We start from the raw sequence: 14,845 nt of genomic DNA on the forward strand, positions 1-14,845 counted from the left end.
GTGAAAACGCCTGAACGAGACCCAGCCATGAGTGAAGAGATTCTGATCAATATCACGCCGATGGAATCGCGCGTGGCGGTGGTAGAGAACGGTGTTCTGCAAGAAGTGCATGTGGAGCGTACCCAGAAGCGCGGGATCGTCGGCAATATCTATAAAGGCAAGGTGGTGCGCGTATTGCCGGGCATGCAGGCGGCCTTCGTCGACATCGGCCTGGACCGCGCCGCGTTTATCCATGCTTCGGAAATCTCCCTGCGCGAAGGCCCGGCGGTGGAAAGCATCAGCGCCCTGGTGCACGAAGGGCAGAGCCTGGTGGTGCAGGTCACCAAGGACCCCATCGGGTCCAAGGGCGCCCGGCTGACCACCCAATTGTCGATTCCTTCGCGGTACCTGGTGTATATGCCGCGTACCGCCCACGTCGGTATTTCCCTCAAGATCGAAGATGAAGCCGAGCGCGAGCGCCTGAAGAAGGTGGTCAGCGACTGCGTGGCCGCCGAAGGCATCAAGGAAGCCGGTGGTTTTATCCTGCGTACCGCCGCCGAGGGGGCGGGCGCCGATGAAATCCTGATGGATATCCGCTACCTGCGGCGCCTGTGGGACCAGATCGCGGCGCAGATCCAGACCATTGGCGCGCCAAGCGTTATCTATGAAGACCTCGGCCTGGCGTTGCGTACCTTGCGCGATCTGGTCAGCCCGAAGATCGAGAAAATTCGCATCGACTCGCGGGAAACCTTCCAGCGCACCACGCAATTTGTCGCCGAGCTGATGCCGGAAATTGCCGACCGCCTCGAGCACTACCCGGGCGAGCGGCCGATCTTTGACCTGTATGGCGTCGAAGATGAAATCCAGAAAGCCCTGGAGCGCAAGGTCCCGCTCAAATCCGGCGGCTATCTGGTGGTGGACCCGGCGGAAGCCATGACCACCATCGACGTCAACACCGGCGCGTTCGTGGGTCACCGCAACCTCGAAGAAACCATCTTCAAGACCAACCTCGAAGCGGCCACCGCGATTGCGCGCCAACTGCGCCTGCGCAACCTGGGCGGCATCATCATCATCGACTTCATCGACATGGAAGATGGCGAGCACCAGCGCCAGGTCCTGCGCACGCTCGAAAAGCAGCTGGAGCGCGACCACGCCAAGACCAACATCATTGGCATCACCGAGCTGGGCCTGGTGCAGATGACCCGCAAGCGCACCCGCGAAAGCCTTGAGCAAGTGCTGTGCGAACCCTGCAGCAGTTGCCAGGGCCGCGGTAAATTGAAGACCCCGGAAACGGTTTGCTACGAGATTTTCCGCGAAATCCTGCGCGAGGCGCGCGCCTACCAGGCCGAAGGTTATAGAGTGCTCGCCAACCAGAAAGTGGTGGATCGCCTGCTGGATGAAGAGTCGGGTAACGTCGCTGAACTGGAGGGCTTTATCGGGCGCACCATTCGTTTTCAGGTTGAAACCATGTACTCCCAGGAACAATACGACGTGGTGCTGCTCTGATCCCCTTTCGTTTTCTCTTTTCGAGACCGACAGGCGCTGATCTGTGGTCCGACTACTGCTTTGAGGGTCGCCTGACATGGAGCGTCTGATACGCTTTTTTGCCACTTTGACCCGTTGGGGACTGGGCCTGTGTGCGTTGCTGCTGGTCGTGGCGGCGGTATACGTGAGCCTGGGGCGTGAATTGACCCCGCTGGTGGCCGAATACCGCGCTGAAGTCGAAGCCAAGGCCCAGGTAGCGGTACAGATGCCTGTTCATATTGGCAGCCTCGAAGGCCGCTGGAGCGGTTTTGCGCCAATATTGCTGGCCCATGACGTGATGGTCGGCGAGGGCAGCAGTGCGTTGCGTCTGGACCAGGTCGAGGTGGTGCCCGATCTTTGGGCCAGCCTGATGGCCCGCGAAGTGCGCATCGCCCATCTGCAAGTCAGCGGCTTGCAGTTGAGCGTCAAGGAAGACAAGGACGGTCGCTGGGCGCTGCAAGGCTTGCCGATACAGGACGACCAGCCACTGGACCCGGAGCAACTGCTCACCCGCATGCAAATGGTCAAGCGCGTATCGGTGCTGGACAGCCAGGTGACGCTGCAACCGTTCGACCGGGCGCCGGTGACCGTGACTTATGTCGGCCTGAACCTGCACACCGGTACGACCCGGCAACGTGTGGACGCACGCCTGACATTACCCGACGGCCAACCGCTCGCCTTTACCCTGCGCAGCCGTATGCGCGCCAGCCAATGGAAAGACGCCCAGGTCGAGGCCTACCTGAGCCTGCCTCAAAGCGACTGGGCCAAGTGGATTCCGTCCCGGCTGACCCAACAATGGAAGCTCACCCAGTTCAAGGCTGGCGGTGAGTTCTGGCTCAACTGGGCCAACGGCACCGTACAAAGCGCCGTGGTGCGCCTCGATTCACCGCAAGTCAAGGGCAGCTACGCCGAGCGTAAGCCGGTACACATCGAGAACCTGGCCCTGACCGCTTATGTGCAACGCAGCGACGGCGGCCTCAAGGTGCTGTTTGATTCGCTGGCGATGAATATCGGCGAAACCCGCTGGGAATCACGCCTGCAACTGCAGCAGAGCCTGGCGACCGAGAAAGATCAGGAAGTATGGAAACTTCAAGCCGACCGGCTCGACCTGACCCCCATCACGCCATTGCTCAATGCCCTGGCACCGCTGCCGGAAGGTTTCGCCCAGGCCGTCGAGCACCTCAAAGCCACCGGCCTGTTGCGCAATGTGCTCGTGGACTTCCGCCCACAGGACAGCACCGATCAGAAAGTCAGTTTTGCCGCCAACCTTGAGCGGGTCGGTTTTGACGCTTACTTTGGCGCGCCAGCCGCGCGCAATGTGTCCGGCAGCATCAGCGGCGACCTGGGCCATGGCGAGTTGCGCATGGACAGCAAGGACTTTTCCCTGCATCTGTCGCCGATCTTCGCCAAGCCATGGCAGTACATCCAGGCCAATGCGCGCCTGACCTGGACGCTGGACAAACAGGGCTTCACCCTCATCGCACCGTATATCAAGGTGCTGGGGGAGGAAGGCAAGGTCGCTGCGGACTTCCTGATTCGCCTGCATTTCGACCATAGCCAGGAGGACTACATGGACCTGCGGGTCGGCATGGTCGATGGCGATGGTCGTTTCACCCCCAAGTATCTGCCCGCCGTGTTGAGCCCGGCGCTGGATGAGTGGTTGCGCACGGCGATCCTCAAAGGCGCGGTAGACGAAGGATTCTTCCAGTACCAGGGCTCGCTGAGCCACAACGCGCTGCCGGCTTCACGCAATATCAGCCTGTTCTTCAAGGTGCATGATGCCGAGCTGGCGTTCCAGCCGGGCTGGCCCCATGTGAGCAAGGTCAAGGGTGAGGTGTTTGTCGAGGAGAGCGGCGTGCGCATCCTGGCCAGCAAGGGGCAGTTGCTCGATACCCAGGTCAAGGACGTCTACGTCAATATCCCTCACGCGCCGGCCGGCCAAGACAGCCACCTGCTGCTCACCGGCGGATTCTCCGGTGGTTTGGGCGATGGGCTGAAAATCCTTCAGGAAGCCCCTATCGGCACCGCCTCCACCTTCGCGGGCTGGAAGGGCGAGGGCAACCTGCAAGGCAGCCTGGACCTGGATGTGCCCTTGGCCAAGGGCACCGAACCCAAAATCGTGGTCGACTTCAAGACCGACAAGGCGCGCCTGCAACTGGCGGAGCCCACCCTGGACCTGACCCAGCTCAAGGGCGACTTCCGTTTCGACAGCGCCAAAGGCTTGAGCGGCCAGAATATTTCGGCGCAGGCGTTTGACCGTCCGATCACCGCGCAGATTTTTGCCGAAGGCAAGCCCGGCGCTGTCAGCACCCGCGTCACCGCCAAGGGGCAGGTCACGGTCAAACGGCTCACGGACTGGTTGAACATCAGCCAGCCGCTGCCTGTGACCGGCGATATCCCGTACCAGTTGCAAGTCATCCTGGACGGCGCGGACAGTCAGTTGATGGTCGACTCCAATCTCAAGGGCGTTGCGGTGGATTTGCCGGCGCCGTTCGGCATGCCGGCGAGCCAGGGCCGTGACAGTACGTTCCGCATGACCTTGCAGGGTGCTGAGCGCCGGTACTGGTTTGATTACGCAGAGCTGGCGAATTTCACCTTCGCGGCGCCGCCGGATAACTTCAATGATGGCCGCGGCGAATTGTTTCTCGGCAATGGCGATGCGATATTGCCCGGCGCCAAGGGGCTGCGTGTTCGCGGGGTGCTCTCCGAGCTGGATATCGACCCGTGGAAAAAACTCGCGAACCGTTACGCGGGTAACGATCCGGGCGGCAGTGCCAAGCAACTGCTCAGTGGCGCCGACTTCAAGGTGGGCAAGCTGACCGGTTTCGGTACCCGGTTCGACCAGGTCAAACTGCAGCTGGATCGCAAGCCTGTGGCCTGGGGCCTGCAGTTCGACAGCCAGCAAGCCAAGGGCACGGTGAGTCTGCCGGATGCCAAGGGCGCGCCCATTGCCGTCAACCTGCAGTACGTGAAGCTGCCCGCCGTGGACCCTACTGTGCAGGCTGACGAGAACGCGCCGGACCCGTTGGCCGATGTCGACCCCAAGGATATTCCCGCGCTGGATATCGCCATCGACCAACTGTTCCAGGGCCCGGACCTGGTGGGCGCGTGGTCGCTGAAAATCCGGCCGACCGCCAAGGGCCTGGCCTTCAACAACCTGAACCTGGGCCTCAAAGGCATGCAACTCAACGGGGCCGGTGGTTGGGAAGGCGCGCCGGGGGCCAGCAGCAGTTGGTACAAAGGGCGACTGGACGGCAAGAACATTGCCGACGTGCTCAAAGGTTGGGGGTTTGCGCCCACGGTGACCAGCGAGGACTTTCATCTGGACGTGGATGGTCGCTGGCCGGGTTCGCCGGCCTGGGTCGGGCCCAAGCGGTTCTCCGGTAGCCTGGACGCGGCGTTCCGCAAAGGCCAGTTCGTGGAAGTGGAGGGTGGCGCCCAGGCGCTGCGGGTGTTCGGCCTGCTTAACTTCAATTCCATTGGCCGCCGTTTGCGCCTGGACTTCTCCGACTTGCTCGGCAAGGGCTTGAGCTATGACCGGGTCAAGGGCTTGCTGGCGGCCAGTGATGGTGTGTTCGTGACCCGTGAGCCCATCACCATGACCGGGCCGTCTACCAACCTGGAGCTCAATGGCACCCTGGACCTGGTGGCGGATCGCGTCGATGCCAAGTTGCTGGTGACCCTGCCGGTCACCAACAACCTGCCCATCGCCGCATTGATCGTCGGCGCGCCGGCCATTGGCGGTGCGTTGTTCCTGATCGACAAGTTGATCGGCGACCGGGTATCGCGCTTCGCCAGCGTGCAGTACACCGTGCAAGGCCCATGGAAAGACCCGAAAATCACCTTCGACAAGCCATTTGAAAAGCCAAACTGAGAGGCTGTGGAGTAGCATGGCCGCATGCCCTTTACGGAGTGTCGGCCCATGTCCTTTGCGGTAACTCAAATGGTCAGCCAAAGTGATGTGCTGGCCAACCTGGCCCAGGCACGCCGCCTGCTGGAACGCGCGGCGGCGGATGGCGCCAGGCTTGCGGTGCTGCCGGAGAACTTCGCCGCCATGGGCCGCCGTGACATGGCCGATATCGGTCGCGCCGAGGCACTGGGTGAAGGCCCGATCCTGCCCTGGTTGAAACAGACCGCTCGCGACCTCACCTTATGGATAGTGGCGGGCACAATACCGTTGCCACCCAGGGATCAACCGGACGCCAAGCCCAACGCCTGCTCGCTGCTGATCGACGACCGAGGTGAAATCGTTGCTCGTTACGACAAGCTGCACTTGTTCGATGTGGACGTAGCGGACGCTCGAGGTCGCTATCGCGAATCCGACGACTATGCTTTCGGAAGCAATGTGGTCGTGGCAGATACGCCCGTGGGGCGCTTGGGGCTGACGGTGTGTTACGACCTGCGCTTCCCCGAGTTGTACAGCGAGCTGCGTGCGGCGGGGGCTGAGTTGATCAGTGCGCCCTCGGCGTTTACAGCGGTGACCGGGGCTGCGCATTGGGATGTGCTGATTCGCGCTCGGGCCATCGAAACCCAGTGTTACCTGCTGGCGGCCGCCCAGGGCGGTGTGCACCCGGGGCCACGGGAAACCCATGGGCACGCGGCGATTATCGACCCCTGGGGGCGCGTGCTGGCCCGGCAGGATCAAGGCGAAGCGGTGCTGGTGGCCGAACGCGACAGCAGTGAACAGGCGTCGATACGGGCGCGCATGCCGGTGGTCAACCATCGGCGCTTTTTCTCGCAGGGCGCACAGCGACCTGCTTCAGAACGATGAATTTAAGGCCAAACCTATGAGCGAGTTGTTGTCCTCAGTCAGTGAACATCTCCTGGCACCCGGTGGCGTGACCATCGAAAATCTGCAAACCGTGCTGGGCGATCTGGCCGGGCCCGGGATCGACGCGGCCGACCTGTATTTCCAGGGGCAGATTTCCGAGTCCTGGGCGCTGGAAGACGGCATCGTCAAGGAAGGCAGTTTCAACCTTGACCAAGGCGTAGGCGTGCGCGCGCAATCGGGCGAGAAAACCGGTTTTGCCTACAGCAACGCCATTACCCTGGAGGCCCTGGGCCTGGCGGCGCGTGCGGCGCGCTCGATTTCCCGCGCGGGCCAGAACGGCACGGTGCAGGCGTTCAGTACCCAGGACGTGGCTCAGCTGTACGCGCCGGATAATCCGTTGGAAGTGATCAGCCGCGCGGAGAAGGTCGAGCTGCTCAAGCGTGTTGACGCGGCTACTCGTGCCCTGGACCCGCGTATCCAGCAGGTCACCGTGAGCATGGCCGGTGTGTGGGAACGCATCCTTGTCGCCTCCACCGACGGCGGGCTGGCGGCCGATGTGCGGCCACTGGTGCGTTTCAACGTGAGTGTGATCGTCGAGCAGAACGGTCGCCGCGAACGCGGTGGCCATGGCGGCGGCGGGCGTACCGACTATCGTTATTTCCTCGCCGAAGACCGCGCCATGGGCTATGCCCGTGAAGCGTTGCGCCAGGCACTGGTCAACCTGGAAGCGATTCCGGCGCCGGCCGGTACCTTGCCGGTGGTGCTGGGCTCGGGTTGGTCCGGTGTGTTGTTGCATGAAGCGGTGGGCCATGGGCTGGAAGGCGACTTCAACCGCAAGGGCAGTTCCGCCTACAGCGGGCGCATGGGCGAGATGGTCGCATCCAAGCTGTGCACCATTGTCGATGACGGCACCTTGGCCGGTCGGCGTGGTTCGTTGAGTGTGGATGACGAAGGGACGCCAACGGAGTGCACCACCCTGATCGAAAACGGCGTGCTCAAGGGCTATATGCAGGACAAGCTCAACGCCCGTCTGATGGGCGTGGCGCGCACCGGCAACGGTCGCCGCGAATCCTATGCCCACCTGCCGATGCCACGCATGACCAACACCTACATGCTCGGTGGTGAAAGCGATCCGGCGGAAATCATTGCTTCGGTCAAGCGCGGCATCTACTGCGCCAACCTCGGTGGCGGGCAGGTGGATATCACCAGCGGCAAGTTCGTGTTCTCCACCAGCGAGGCGTACTTGATCGAAGACGGCAAGATTACCGCTCCGGTCAAGGGCGCGACATTGATCGGTAATGGGCCGGAGGCCATGAGCAAGGTGTCGATGGTCGGTAACGACCTGTCGCTGGACAGCGGCGTGGGCACGTGCGGGAAGGATGGGCAGTCGGTGCCGGTGGGCGTAGGCCAGCCAACCTTGAAAATCGATGCGATCACCGTGGGTGGCACGGGGTCGTAAACGCGAGAGCTTCGGGTGGCGAAGGTCGCCACCCGGGGAAGAGGATCAGCGCAGACCGCGTTGAGTCTCGTCCAGCTCACGGATGTATTTGAAGATTTTACGGCTGGTGGCCGGCGCCTTGTTATGCGCCTGTTCGTGTTGGGCCTGACGGATCAGGGAGCGCAATTGCTGGCGGTCCGCTTCCGGATAGTCCAATACGAATTTTTCCAGCACGGCGTCATCGCCCGAGATCAGGCGATCACGCCAGCGCTCCAGGTTATGGAAGCGTTCGTTGTACTGGCGAGTGGAGGCATCGGTTTGATCGAGCAAGGCCAGAATGGCGTCAGTGTCCTGATCGCGCATCAGCTTGCCGATGAACATGATGTGCCGTTTGCGCGCGATATTCGCGGTGTGCTTAGGCGCATCGGCCAAGGCCCGGCGCATTTCGTCGGTCAGTGGCAGTTTGGCAATCAAGTCTTTTTTGAGCGTTGTAAGGCGCTCGCCAAGGTCAACCAGAGCATGCAGCTCGCGTTTGACCTGGGTTTTGCTTTTCTCCCCATCGAGGGAGTCGTCGTAAGAATCAACCATGGTGGCAGTCCGCAAAGAAACGCCGCCATGATAACCAGTCGGGGGCCGCTTGTCCGGCCCGGTCGCTCGATGGCCTTAACCGAGAGCAGAATTTGAGTGGAGAAAACCATGAGTGCAGCCCAAAGCGTCGGTCCGCAAGCGTTACCGGCACTGCAGGAACAAGTCGAGCAGATCCTTGCCGAGGCCAAGCGCCAGGGGGCCAGCGCCTGTGAAGTAGCGGTGTCGCTGGAACAGGGGCTGTCGACGTCGGTGCGTCAGCGGGAAGTGGAGACCGTCGAATTCAACCGCGACCAGGGGTTCGGCATTACCTTGTACGTGGGCCAGCGCAAAGGTTCGGCCAGTACGTCGGCCAGTGGCCCGGAGGCGATTCGCGAGACCGTCGCCGCTGCTTTGGCCATCGCCAAACACACTTCTGAGGATGAAAGCTCAGGCTTGGCCGATAAGGCGCTGATGGCCAAGGATCTGCAGGATTTCGATCTGTTTCACGCCTGGGACATCACGCCTGAGCAAGCCATCGAACAGGCGCTGACCTGCGAAGCGGCAGCGTTCGACGCCGACGCTCGCATCAAGAACGCCGATGGCACTACGCTGAGTACCCATCAGGGTTGCCGTGTCTACGGCAACAGCCATGGTTTTATCGGGGGCTATGCGTCCACCCGTCACAGCCTGAGCTGCGTGATGATCGCTGAAGCCAACGGCCAGATGCAGCGTGATTACTGGTACGACGTGAATCGTCAGGGTGAGTTGCTGGCAGACCCGGTAAGCATCGGCCAGCGCGCCGCGCAGCGTGCAGCCAGTCGTCTGGGCGCGCGCCCGGTACCTACTTGCGAAGTGCCGGTGCTGTTTTCCGCTGAACTGGCCGGTGGTTTGTTCAGCAGTTTCCTCGGGGCTATTTCCGGTGGCAACCTCTATCGCAAATCGTCCTTCCTGGAAGGCGCGATCGGTCAGCAGCTGTTCCCTGAATGGCTGACCATCGATGAGCGTCCGCACCTCATGCGCGCCATGGGCAGCGCCTCGTTCGACGGCGATGGCCTGGCCACTTACGCCAAGCCGTTCGTCGAGAAAGGCGAGTTGGTGTCTTATGTATTGGGCACCTACGCGGGGCGCAAGCTTGGCCTGCCCAGCACCGCCAACTCCGGCGGCGTTCATAACCTGTTCGTGACCCACGGCGATGAAGACCAGGCGGCGCTGTTGCGACGCATGGGGCGCGGCCTGCTGGTCACCGAATTGATGGGCCACGGCCTGAACATGGTGACGGGGGACTATTCCCGCGGCGCGGCGGGATTCTGGGTGGAAAACGGCGAGATTCAGTTCGCCGTCCAGGAAGTGACCATCGCCGGCAACATGCGCGATATGTTCAAGCAGATCGTTGCCGTGGGTAACGATCTTGAACTGCGCAGTAATATCCGCACCGGCTCCGTGTTGATTGAACGGATGACTGTCGCCGGCAGCTGACCTGCGACGTTCCACCAAAAGGCGCGCCATAGTGATGATGGCGCGCCTTTTTTTGTGGCGGTGTGAGACAGGATCGATCTGCTGTTCTTGTTTTGATTCTCAATATCATTTAATAATGAATATCATTACTGGATGAGTGTGGATCATGAGTTCTGTCTTGCATGAGGACCCGTACCTGGAAAGTTGGCGGTGGATGAGTCGTCAGATCCGCTGCGGGCTCGACCCCAATGAACCTCGCCTGATCGAACATTACCTCAATGAGGGGCGTTACCTGGCGTGTTGCACCGCGACTCACCCGTGGACAATCGCCGAAACCTCATTTCGCCTGCTCATCGACACCGCCAACGATATCGCGCTGCCGTGGCATTGGCGTGCCCTGTGTCTGGACCAGGCCTGGCGCCCGCTGCGCGATCTGGAAAAACTCTCCCACTGCGCCTGCCGGCTCAAACGCTGGCAGGCCTTTGCCTGGCAATTGGCGACCTGCCAATTGCTGCCATCCCTCTCTTTCTCCGACCTGGTGCAAGGATCAAATGATGAGTAACACCCGTATCGAACGCGACAGCATGGGCGAACTGCAAGTCCCCGCCGAGGCCTTGTACGGTGCACAAACCCAGCGCGCGGTGAACAACTTTCCGATCAGCCATCAGCGCATGCCGGCGCCATTCGTTCGCGCGCTGATTCTGGCCAAAGCCGCCGCAGCCAGGGCCAACGTCGACCTCAAGCAAATCAGTGAAGGGCAGGGCAAGGCCATTGTCGATGCCGCCCAGGGCTTGTTGGAAGGCGACTACATGCAGCACTTCCCGGTGGATATTTTCCAGACCGGCTCCGGTACCAGTTCCAACATGAACGCCAACGAGGTGATTGCAACCCTGGCCAGTCGGCTGCTGGGCGAGGTGGTAAACCCCAACGACCACGTCAACTGCGGGCAAAGCAGCAACGACATCATTCCTACCACTATTCATGTCAGCGCCGCGCTGGTGCTGCACGAGCAGACACTGCCGGCCTTGTTGCACCTGGTGCAGGTGATCGAGCAAAAAGCCGAAGCGGTCCACCCGTTCATCAAGACCGGGCGTACCCACTTGATGGATGCCATGCCGGTGCGCATGAGCCAGGTGCTCAATGGCTGGGCGCAGCAACTCAAGGCCAATATCGGCCACTTGCAGGACCTGTTGCCGGCACTGCAGGCGCTGGCCCAGGGTGGCACGGCGGTGGGCACCGGCATCAACGCCCATCCTGAGTTTGCCGCACGCTTCAGCGGGCACCTGAGCCACCTGACCAAGGTGAAGTTCACGCCGGGCAAGAACCTGTTTGCGTTGATTGGCTCCCAGGATACCGCCGTCGCCGTCTCCGGCCAGCTGAAAGCCACTGCGGTGTCGCTGATGAAAATCGCCAATGACCTGCGCTGGATGAACTCCGGTCCGTTGGCCGGCCTGGGCGAAATCGAGCTGGAAGGGCTGCAACCGGGTTCTTCGATCATGCCGGGCAAGGTCAACCCGGTAATTCCCGAGGCCACGGCCATGGTGGCCGCGCAAGTCATCGGCAACGATACGGTGATTACCGTGGCCGGCCAATCGGGCAACTTCGAACTGAACGTCATGCTGCCGATCATCGCCCAGAATCTGCTCAGCAGCCTGGAGCTGCTGGCCAACGCCAGCCGTTTGCTGGCGGACAAGGCCATCGCCAGCTTCAAGGTCAACGAAGCGAAGCTCAAGGAAGCATTGTCGCGCAACCCGATTCTGGTCACCGCCCTCAATCCGATCATTGGTTACCAAAAGGCCGCCGAAATCGCCAAACAGGCTTATCAGCAGGGCCGTCCGGTCATCGATGTCGCCCTCGAACACACCGACTTGCCTCGCAGCCAACTGGAAGTCCTGCTGGACCCGGAAAAGCTCACGGCTGGCGGCGTGTGATCATCGACCCCGCTTTGGAGGTTCACCATGGAGCACTGGAAACGCACGATCGAACGGGCCAATCGCTGCTTTATGGCGGGCGAGCTGGTTGACGCCCGCGAGGCCTACCTGCAAGCCCTGGCCCTGGCCCAAGTGTTGTTTGAGCGCTGGGCGGATGCCGACGAAGCCGTGGCGGCTTGCGTCATCTCCCATCACAACCTGGCCGACCTGCACCTGCGTCTCAACCAGCCTGAGGAAAGCGCGGAATACCTCTGCGCCATTCACCAGCGGCTGCTGCAGACCATGCAGGACCCACGGCTCAGTCCGCCGTTGCGTGAGGCAGCGTTGCGCCAGAGCAGCAAAACCTATGTCGAACTGTTGAATTTCATCAGCGATCACGGCGAATACCCGCGCACCCATCGCTTGCTGGGCAGTGCTGCGACGCAACCGACCCCTTCTCAATATGGAGCACATTGATATGACCTACACCCTGCCGCCGTTGCCTTACGCCTTTGACGCGCTCGAGCCCCATATCGATGCGCAAACCATGGAGATTCACTACACCAAGCACCACCAGACTTATATCAATAATCTCAATGCTGCGGTCGAGGGCACTGAGTTCGCGGGCTGGCCGGTGGAGAAGCTGGTTTCCAGCGTTGAAAACTTGCCGGAGAAATTACGCGCTGCCGTGGTCAACCAAGGAGGCGGCCATGCCAACCACTCGCTGTTCTGGGCGGTCATGTCGCCTACAGGTGGTGGAAAACCCGAAGGTGTTCTGGGTCGGGCCATCGACGAGCAGTTGGGGGGCTTCGACAGCTTCAAGCAAGCGTTTACCAAGGCGGCGTTGACCCGCTTCGGCAGCGGCTGGGCCTGGTTGAGTGTGACCCCGCAAAAGACCTTGGTGGTGGAAAGCAGCGGTAACCAGGACAGCCCGTTGATGAGCGGCAATACGCCGATTCTCGGCCTGGACGTCTGGGAGCATGCCTACTACCTGCTGTATCAAAACCGACGACCGGAGTACATCAATGCATTCTATAGCGTCATCAACTGGCCCGAGGTTGCCACACGCTACCAGGCTGCATTGGCCTGACACTCACTCCAACACACGACCTAAGGCCGACCATGGGCACTGAAACACTGGCGATTAGCAGCGTGCGATTATTTCGCTATGCGCTTGGCTCCCTGCTTCTGTTAGCCGGTACGGCATTACTGGTGGCTCATGGCCTGGCCTGGCTCGACCTGGAACCGCGCATCTTGCGAGCGCTGCAGGGCGGGGCGATCTGTGCCCTCGGTACTGCGCTGGGCGCGGTGCCCGTGCTGGTGATTCGCCGTATGCCGGCGGCGTTGAGCGATACCCTGCTGGGTTTTGGCGCGGGGGTCATGTTGGCGGCGACCGCCTTTTCGCTGGTGGTGCCGGGTATCGCTGCCGCAGAAAAGCTGGGGCTCACACCCTGGGGCGCGGGTGGTTTGATCAGCTTCGGCATCATGCTCGGTGCATTCGGGTTGTATCTCGTGGACCGCCAGGTTTCAGGCGCCAGCCCGGAAATGCTGGTGGGCACGCCGGATAAGCCGGTTATCCCGCCGCGTATCTGGCTTTTTGTGTTCGCGATCATTGCCCACAACATCCCGGAAGGCATGGCCGTGGGTGTTTCTGCCGGCGGCGGCATGGCGGATGCCGACAGTCTCGCCATGGGCATTGCCCTGCAGGACGTACCGGAAGGCCTGGTGATTGCGCTGGTATTGGCTGGGGCGGGGATGTCGAGGATCAAGGCGTTTCTGATTGGCGCTGCCTCGGGTTTGGTCGAGCCGGTCTTTGCAGTGTTATGCGCGTGGTTGGTGAGCCTTGCCGAAGTGCTGTTGCCCTTGGGGTTGGCACTCGCTGCGGGTGCGATGCTGCTGGTGGTGACCCATGAGGTGATCCCTGAGTCACGCCGCAACGGTCACGACAAACTCGCCAGCCTGGGATTGTGCATCGGGTTTTGCTTGATGATGGTGATGGATACGGCACTGGGATAGCAGGAGCGAGCCCGTTCGCTCCTGCAAGAGGAAGGCGTTATTCACCCTCGTCGAAGTAGTTGTTGATCAACGCGACTAACGCGTCCATCGCTTCCTGCTCTTGTTCACCCTCGGTTTTCAGATGGATTTTAGTGCCCTTGCCTGCGGCGAGCATCATCATCGCCATGATGCTCTTGCCGTCGACCATCGAGTCAGGGGTACGCCCGGCGCGGATCTGGCAGGGGAACTGCCCGGCGACACCGACAAACTTGGCTGATGCGCGGGCATGCAAGCCCAGCTTGTTGATGATTTCAATTTCCCGAGCCGGCATCGCTATGGTGTTCCTTTCAGCTAAGGTCGCGGTGGCGAACCTGGACGTTCTTGAGGGTTTGTTGCAGCACCTGGCCCAGTCGCTCCGTCAGGTAGACAGAGCGGTGGTGGCCGCCGGTGCAGCCGATGGCAATGGTGACATAGGCGCGGTTGCTTGCAGCAAAGCGCGGCAGCCATTTGAGCAGGTAGGTGGAGATATCCTGGAACATCTCTTCCACATCCGGTTGTGCCGCCAGGTAGTCGATCACGGGCTGGTCAAGCCCGGACTGATCGCGCAACTCCGGTTTCCAATACGGGTTGGGCAGGCAGCGCACGTCGAACACCAGGTCGGCATCCACCGGCATGCCGCGCTTGAAGCCAAACGACTCGACCAGAAACGCCGTGCCAGGCTCCGGCTGGTTCAGCAATCGCAGCTTGATCGCATCGCGCAGTTGGTACAGGTTCAGGTTGGTGGTGTTGATCTTGAGGTCGGCCAGATCGATGATCGGCCCCAGCAGTTTGGTCTCGTCCTCGATGGCTTCGGCCAGGGAACGGTTGGCGCTGCTGAGCGGGTGGCGGCGACGGGTTTCGGAGAACCGCTTGAGCAGGGTTTCTTCGTCGGCGTCCAGGTACAGCACGTCGCAATGAATATGTTTGGCGCGCACCTCCTCGAGCAGTTCGGGGAACCGTGAGAGGTGGCTGGGCAGATTGCGGGCGTCGATCGACACGGCGACCAACGGTTGCGCCAGTTCGGTGTGGATCAGGGCGCGTTCCGCCAATTCCGGCAGCAAGCCCGCGGGCAGGTTGTCGATGCAATAGAAGCCGCTGTCTTCAAGAACGTTAAGAGCAGTGCTCTTACCCGAGCCGGAACGGCCGCTGACGATGATCAAACGCATG

Annotated in this window: 13 protein-coding genes; 10 read left to right on the forward strand and 3 right to left on the reverse strand. The window is 61.4% G+C overall.

What is annotated here, in order from left to right:
* The first annotated feature begins 27 nt into the window (after window positions 1-27).
* From rng to tldD, 4 genes are all read left to right on the forward strand, one after another.
* Window positions 28-1,485 (forward strand): ribonuclease G, encoded by a 1,458-nt coding sequence (rng, locus tag CIB54_RS00970; protein ID WP_065885774.1) that lies wholly within the window; start codon window positions 28-30, stop codon window positions 1,483-1,485.
* A 76-nt stretch (window positions 1,486-1,561) separates the two neighbouring features.
* Window positions 1,562-5,377 carry a YhdP family protein gene (locus CIB54_RS00975; RefSeq protein WP_101218235.1) on the forward strand — a complete coding sequence of 1,272 codons (3,816 nt, stop codon included), beginning with the start codon at window positions 1,562-1,564 and terminating at the stop codon, window positions 5,375-5,377.
* Window positions 5,378-5,425: 48 nt separating this feature from the next.
* Complete coding sequence (locus CIB54_RS00980; protein ID WP_065951610.1) at window positions 5,426-6,274, forward strand: carbon-nitrogen hydrolase family protein; 849 nt, start codon at window positions 5,426-5,428, stop codon at window positions 6,272-6,274.
* 16 nt (window positions 6,275-6,290) lie between these two features.
* Window positions 6,291-7,733, forward strand: a complete 1,443-nt coding sequence (gene tldD / locus CIB54_RS00985) for a metalloprotease TldD (protein WP_065892647.1) — start codon at window positions 6,291-6,293, stop codon at window positions 7,731-7,733.
* Between the two features lie 45 nt (window positions 7,734-7,778).
* Here the strand turns inward: tldD and yjgA are convergent, their stop codons facing one another.
* Window positions 7,779-8,300, reverse strand: coding sequence for a ribosome biogenesis factor YjgA (yjgA, locus tag CIB54_RS00990; protein ID WP_065885777.1), 522 nt, complete (start codon window positions 8,298-8,300; stop codon window positions 7,779-7,781).
* A gap of 108 nt (window positions 8,301-8,408) precedes the next feature.
* On the opposite strand from yjgA, the gene pmbA reads away from it, so the two are divergent.
* The 6 genes from pmbA (at window position 8,409) to CIB54_RS01020 (ending at window position 13,660) form a co-directional block, all read left to right on the forward strand.
* Entirely contained in the window at window positions 8,409-9,755 is a 1,347-nt protein-coding gene (gene pmbA / locus CIB54_RS00995; protein WP_065951611.1) for a metalloprotease PmbA, read from the forward strand.
* Window positions 9,756-9,900: 145 nt separating this feature from the next.
* Window positions 9,901-10,296 (forward strand): FagA protein, encoded by a 396-nt coding sequence (locus CIB54_RS01000; RefSeq protein WP_065951612.1) that lies wholly within the window; start codon window positions 9,901-9,903, stop codon window positions 10,294-10,296.
* Window positions 10,289-11,665: a class II fumarate hydratase gene (locus tag CIB54_RS01005; RefSeq protein WP_101218236.1), complete on the forward strand. Its 1,377-nt coding sequence runs from the start codon at window positions 10,289-10,291 to the stop codon at window positions 11,663-11,665. The genes CIB54_RS01000 and CIB54_RS01005 overlap by 8 nt, the downstream gene beginning before the upstream one ends.
* 27 nt (window positions 11,666-11,692) lie before the next feature.
* Window positions 11,693-12,121 carry a hypothetical protein gene (locus CIB54_RS01010; RefSeq protein WP_065951614.1) on the forward strand — a complete coding sequence of 143 codons (429 nt, stop codon included), beginning with the start codon at window positions 11,693-11,695 and terminating at the stop codon, window positions 12,119-12,121.
* A 1-nt stretch (window position 12,122) separates the two neighbouring features.
* The gene (locus CIB54_RS01015) at window positions 12,123-12,734 is read left to right on the forward strand and encodes a superoxide dismutase (RefSeq protein ID WP_101218237.1); all 612 of its coding nucleotides are present in this window, start codon (window positions 12,123-12,125) and stop codon (window positions 12,732-12,734) included.
* 32 nt (window positions 12,735-12,766) lie between these two features.
* A complete protein-coding gene (locus CIB54_RS01020; RefSeq protein ID WP_101218238.1) occupies window positions 12,767-13,660 on the forward strand; it encodes a ZIP family metal transporter in 894 nt (297 codons plus the stop codon).
* Between the two features lie 37 nt (window positions 13,661-13,697).
* Here the strand turns inward: CIB54_RS01020 and CIB54_RS01025 are convergent, their stop codons facing one another.
* Together CIB54_RS01025 and rapZ are read right to left on the reverse strand one after the other, a co-directional pair.
* The gene (locus CIB54_RS01025) at window positions 13,698-13,970 is read right to left on the reverse strand and encodes an HPr family phosphocarrier protein (RefSeq protein ID WP_065951617.1); all 273 of its coding nucleotides are present in this window, start codon (window positions 13,968-13,970) and stop codon (window positions 13,698-13,700) included.
* A 16-nt stretch (window positions 13,971-13,986) separates the two neighbouring features.
* Window positions 13,987-14,844 (reverse strand): RNase adapter RapZ, encoded by an 858-nt coding sequence (gene rapZ, locus CIB54_RS01030; protein ID WP_065951618.1) that lies wholly within the window; start codon window positions 14,842-14,844, stop codon window positions 13,987-13,989.
* Window position 14,845: the final 1 nt, after the last annotated feature.

It is taken from the genome of Pseudomonas fluorescens (genome assembly GCF_002837185.1).
Taxonomy (GTDB): Bacteria; Pseudomonadota; Gammaproteobacteria; order Pseudomonadales; family Pseudomonadaceae; genus Aquipseudomonas; species Aquipseudomonas fluorescens_AM.

What these genes read in the sequence shown, in the direction of transcription:
- rng (WP_065885774.1), top strand. Translation starts at nt 28, where the DNA reads ATGAGTGAAGAGATTCTGATCAATATCACGCCGATGGAATCGCGCGTG.
- CIB54_RS00975 (WP_101218235.1), top strand. Translation starts at nt 1,562, where the DNA reads ATGGAGCGTCTGATACGCTTTTTTGCCACTTTGACCCGTTGGGGACTG.
- CIB54_RS00980 (WP_065951610.1), top strand. Translation starts at nt 5,426, where the DNA reads ATGTCCTTTGCGGTAACTCAAATGGTCAGCCAAAGTGATGTGCTGGCC.
- tldD (WP_065892647.1), top strand. Translation starts at nt 6,291, where the DNA reads ATGAGCGAGTTGTTGTCCTCAGTCAGTGAACATCTCCTGGCACCCGGT.
- yjgA (WP_065885777.1), bottom strand. Translation starts at nt 8,300, where the DNA reads ATGGTTGATTCTTACGACGACTCCCTCGATGGGGAGAAAAGCAAAACC.
- pmbA (WP_065951611.1), top strand. Translation starts at nt 8,409, where the DNA reads ATGAGTGCAGCCCAAAGCGTCGGTCCGCAAGCGTTACCGGCACTGCAG.
- CIB54_RS01000 (WP_065951612.1), top strand. Translation starts at nt 9,901, where the DNA reads ATGAGTTCTGTCTTGCATGAGGACCCGTACCTGGAAAGTTGGCGGTGG.
- CIB54_RS01005 (WP_101218236.1), top strand. Translation starts at nt 10,289, where the DNA reads ATGAGTAACACCCGTATCGAACGCGACAGCATGGGCGAACTGCAAGTC.
- CIB54_RS01010 (WP_065951614.1), top strand. Translation starts at nt 11,693, where the DNA reads ATGGAGCACTGGAAACGCACGATCGAACGGGCCAATCGCTGCTTTATG.
- CIB54_RS01015 (WP_101218237.1), top strand. Translation starts at nt 12,123, where the DNA reads ATGACCTACACCCTGCCGCCGTTGCCTTACGCCTTTGACGCGCTCGAG.
- CIB54_RS01020 (WP_101218238.1), top strand. Translation starts at nt 12,767, where the DNA reads ATGGGCACTGAAACACTGGCGATTAGCAGCGTGCGATTATTTCGCTAT.
- CIB54_RS01025 (WP_065951617.1), bottom strand. Translation starts at nt 13,970, where the DNA reads ATGCCGGCTCGGGAAATTGAAATCATCAACAAGCTGGGCTTGCATGCC.
- rapZ (WP_065951618.1), bottom strand. Translation starts at nt 14,844, where the DNA reads ATGCGTTTGATCATCGTCAGCGGCCGTTCCGGCTCGGGTAAGAGCACT.